Below are 4,392 nucleotides of genomic sequence, written 5' to 3' on the forward strand. Positions count from 1 at the left end.
GCTCAATATGATGCTAGAAAGGATCAACTGACGCGTGAGACTCCAGTGCGGCTCGAGCCGATGCGGGATTGTGCGCCAGTCGGCGCCATTCCCCCGGCGTCATTCCCATCCTTTCGGCAAATACACGGCGGAACGCCGAAACCGATTGATATCCGACCGTCTCGGCGACGGTCTCGGTGCTGATCTCTGGCTTTTTTAGCTCGTTGGCTGCCAGACTCATGCGGAGATCAGTCAATAAATCGACGGCGGAGCAACCCAGCCTGTCTTGAAAGTGCCTCATGAATGTAGCCCGCGACATGCCGCACATGGCCGCCAAATCAGGCAGTTTCCAAGACCGCGCCGGATCCCCAAACATCGCCGCGATTGCTGGTGCCAGCCGCGGATGGCCGGCCAAGGCCAACAAGCCTTCGGGCGCTTCTTCGGTTTCGCTCGCCGCGCGCAGTACCAAGGTGAACAGGGCCGACGAAAGCGCGTTGAGAATGGCGCGTCCTCCCGCTCTGTCTCCGGCGGACTCCATTCGCATCAGCCTCACCAGGCTGGCCAATTGGTTGGAAGCAGAGCCGATACCGTTTTCTTCATGGCCGTCCATAGACCGCGCGACAAGGTTTGTGGGCAGGTAGTTACGGATCAACCGATCATGGGGTGGCGCGACGAAAAACCGTCCACACAGCAGGTCGAGCTGCTCGCCCTGGGCATCATTCTCGCTCAGCATCCATCCGGCAGACCCCCAGCGTTGCTGGGTAGGGATTGGTGTTTGCCCACTACCGTCGTGCAGCACATGCGCCGCACCGTGCGGCAGCAACACGATGTCTCCGCTCATCAGCTCCCTTGCTGTTCTCGTCTCCGGATCCTCTAAAATGGCCCGGCCCTTGACGATGACGTGGTAGGGAATTTCGTTCGCGGCAGCCCTGCTCCAGGGGACGCGCCACGGTGCACCGTAGGCGCAGCGGACCTCGAGCTGGCCAGTGACGGTGATCATTTGCAAGAGATGGCTGAGCCAGTCCACTTCAGACATTGGACCTCGAAAACCGGAAATGGTGAAACATCCTATCGCAATTATGGATTGGTTCTGCTTGTTGCCGGAGGCCACCGAGCGTCCACGATCAAGGTCCTTTATTAGACCTCGCCATAACATTCGGCTATCGACCCTTTTTGCGTCCCTACCCGCATCGAACGACAGGGAGTCGGCAGGACGCCGCTCAGCAGAGCGACTGTTTTCAGGAAGGCGCCGGGGTGACTTGAATGGAGGACATTGGGTGCAACGATTTTACCAAGAGCTGGAATGCCGCTGCCGACCGCGAACGCACGATAGTCGTCGGGATTCACAACCCAAGTGCTCGCCTCTTTCCAAAGGTCCAAGCGACTCCGCCTCCTGAGCAAGCCAGCCCGGAGACATGTCTTCCCAGCTGCCGCTCGACCGACGGCGACCAAGGAACGAGGTGGAAACCCAACCCGTTGTCGATCATTGCGAACCGGCCCGAGGCGAGCGAACACCTTTGTCGATAGATGCCAGCCACTTGGTCGCCTTCCGACGCTTTCGCATAGGGCAGACCAGTCTCTGCAGCCAGTCGGGCGCCGAGCGCGTTCACCTCGCGATCGCGTAGCGTGTCGATCAGGTTGCGAGCGAGGATCACGCGTTGGCCTTCGTGCCGTGCGAGGCCCTCCTTGACATGATGATCGGTGCGATCCTGAAGCGCCTGCTTCACTTGCCTGCCGAAGCCCCCCTCCCCGATTTCGGCGGGTCTGCTCGCGACAAGCTGACGGTCGAGCCAAGTCGCGCCGCCGGCACCGATCTGCTCCTCGACGGAGAAGTCTGAACGGATGGCGAGCGCGACACGACCACGGCCCTTCGCATCCTTGTAGTGGCGGAGCTCAACTATGGAGCCAGGTGCTGAATCTCCTGTTGCATCGAGATCTTGAAACCGGATGTGATGGACGCGTCCGTCGACACCATCGACCACGGCATATGCCGAGCCCCGCAGTTCGTCGTCGAGCCCCCGCTCCAAAAGCCGACCGATAATAGGTTCGGCTGTCTGTCCAGCTGCAAGGACATAGTCGGCCGCGCCTCTCTCGACGCTATGGTCGGATATGCTGCGATGCATCCGTTTGATGATGTCGCCACGCTCGCCGAGCGCATGCAACGTCGTCTCAGCCTCCTCGGCAATGGTCCACTGGCCAGGACGTATCTCGCTGGCGAGGCCAAGCCGTTCCAACTTGCGCAGCCGCCCGATCTTAAGCGTGAGGAACTCGTCGGGCTGGCGGCTGCCAGGCGGCGCGAGATTGATGATTCCAAGGCGATCGGCATCGCGAACAAGCTGGCGGTCGAGCTGTGTCCAGCGCTCGGTGTCGATCTGCCGTTCGACTGTCCGGCGGATGTCCTTATCGGTCCGAGGCCCCAGCGTCTGGGTGAGGATGTCGCTTGCTCGGTCGCGCATGCCCTGGCGGATGTAGTCGCGTGAGATGACGAGGTTCTCGCCATCATCCGCCACGCCGCGCACAAGAATGTGGACGTGGGGGTGTTCGGTGTTCCAGTGATCGATGCCGATCCAGTCGAGTTTGGTGCCGAGGTCGCGCTCCATATCGACCATGAGGCCGCGAGCAAAACTCTTGAGGTCGCCCAACTCCTGGGCGTCATCAGGAGAGACAATGAAACGGAAATGGTGCCGATCATCCCTGCAGCGGTCCGAGAATGCATCATGATCAGCCTCGTCCCCGTCCGGTCCGAACATTTTTGCTTTCTCGCCGTCGCGCGACACACCCTCGCGACCAAGATATTTGAGATGGGCGGCGAGCGGCGTCGATCCCCTGAACTCCCGGACAACGCGTGCCTTTACGACGGCGCCGCGCGAGCGGCCGGTGATGAGGCGATTGGCGCGGATGCTCGCCGACCTGCCACGACCGAACGTCGAGGCGCGTGAGGAGATGACGTTTCCCTTGCGCGAGATATGTCCCCCTGCCCTTTGTGCAGCGGCCAGTGCCTGGAAGATGAAGGGGCGTGCACGCTGAGCGGCCCGGGAACGAATGCGGCCAGGACGGACCCGGAAATCGTCGTCACTTTTCATGGCCGCCGAGTCTGCGAGGTGCAGCTTTTCTTGAGAAATTTGAGAAATTGGTAATCGCGCACATCGCGGATTTGCCACGCACATCGCGGATGTGATGCGTAAGTCTTTGAAATCGAACGCACCGACCGAGCCGCACATCGCGGCCCTTTATCCTGCCATCCCTTCTCGCAATCCCTGCAAGCCAACGGTCCGCCGCAATTCCCGCGGCGCAACAGGCCGGAATGCGATTGACCAGGAATGCGCCAATCAAGCAATAGTCGTCTGTTGTAAGGACACTGCGTGATGGTCCATGATCGCGATGCAACAGGGATAAACATGTGACGCGGTCTTCCCGAAACGGAGCAGAAGCCAGTCTACTTTCCGAAGCCATTGCCGCGCTTCGTGAGCTGGTCTCACGCGCTCGGGGAGTCGACGACCGGTCGTTCGACGATGGCCATTCGGTTGATACATGGCGGAGCGATGAACTCGGTGCTGCCATAGAACGTGCCGAAGCTGTGATCGCCAAGGCGGACGCTGAGGCTGCTATAACCGCGGCCCCTGTTAAGTAGGAGGCCGCCGGATTGGCGCATCGGCGCCGTGCACTTGGTCCGATACCGCCAGGCTCGTCGAGAATTCTGTCAAGGCCTGGTGTCATGTGCAGACCCCGGACGCATACCCGCTGGCGGTACGAGCGCGGTGAGATCGCTGACCGCATTAACCGCTGGTGATCGCACGCTCGGTGAGCGGATCGCCGTGAACACAGTCTCGACGGGAACATCGATCGCGCGATCGCCTCGCGAAGGTGAGCTATTCCGTGTGTTTGCGACGTGCGCGAAAATCACTGAATCGAGTGCACTCGCCCTGCCGACTTTTTGCCTTGCACGCGTCGAAATTGGAGCTGCGCCGTTGATTAGCGGTGCCAGTTTCCTGACATAATCTACTGTTTCGCACGGCAGCGGCCGACCGGTCGCAACATGCTCCTCGTACCGCCCAGGACCGGCATTGTAGGCAGCAAGGAAGCCGTTCCGGCCGAAGCGGTCGAGCATCTCGCGGAGATAAGCTGCACCGGCGAGAATGTTGTCGTGCGGTTGATATGGGTCGTCGCCAAGATGATGCTTGATCCGCAGTTCTTCCCACGTCGCCGGCATGATCTGCATCAGGCCCATCGCGCCCTTGCTCGACACCGCATGAACATCGCCAACGCTCTCGACCTGCATGACGGCGCGCAGCAGCCGCTCAGGAATAGCAAAGCGTTTCGCGGCTTCCCGGATATGAGCCGACCAGGGATCAGCTGACGAAGTCTTGGCATTGGAGAGGGCCGGCCCCTCGCCATGAGAAAGAGGTTCTGCGT

Annotated in this window: 3 protein-coding genes; all 3 read right to left on the reverse strand. The window is 60.7% G+C overall.

All coding sequences use genetic code 11. The features are described from left to right. Positions 1-13: 13 nt before the first annotated feature. Positions 14-1,015 carry an AraC family transcriptional regulator gene (locus tag EN925_RS24755; RefSeq protein ID WP_127369612.1) on the reverse strand — a complete coding sequence of 334 codons (1,002 nt, stop codon included), beginning with the start codon at positions 1,013-1,015 and terminating at the stop codon, positions 14-16. Between the two features lie 307 nt (positions 1,016-1,322). Further along, positions 1,323-3,062, reverse strand: a complete 1,740-nt coding sequence (locus EN925_RS24760) for a VirD2 family relaxase/mobilization nuclease (protein ID WP_128337001.1) — start codon at positions 3,060-3,062, stop codon at positions 1,323-1,325. Positions 3,063-3,679: 617 nt separating this feature from the next. Then, positions 3,680-4,392 (reverse strand): lytic transglycosylase domain-containing protein (locus EN925_RS24770; RefSeq protein ID WP_164894372.1); only part of this gene is annotated, 713 nt, incomplete at its 5' end.

This window comes from Mesorhizobium sp. M7A.F.Ca.US.006.04.2.1 (assembly GCF_004022915.1).
In the GTDB taxonomy this organism is placed as follows: domain Bacteria; phylum Pseudomonadota; class Alphaproteobacteria; order Rhizobiales; family Rhizobiaceae; genus Mesorhizobium; species Mesorhizobium ciceri.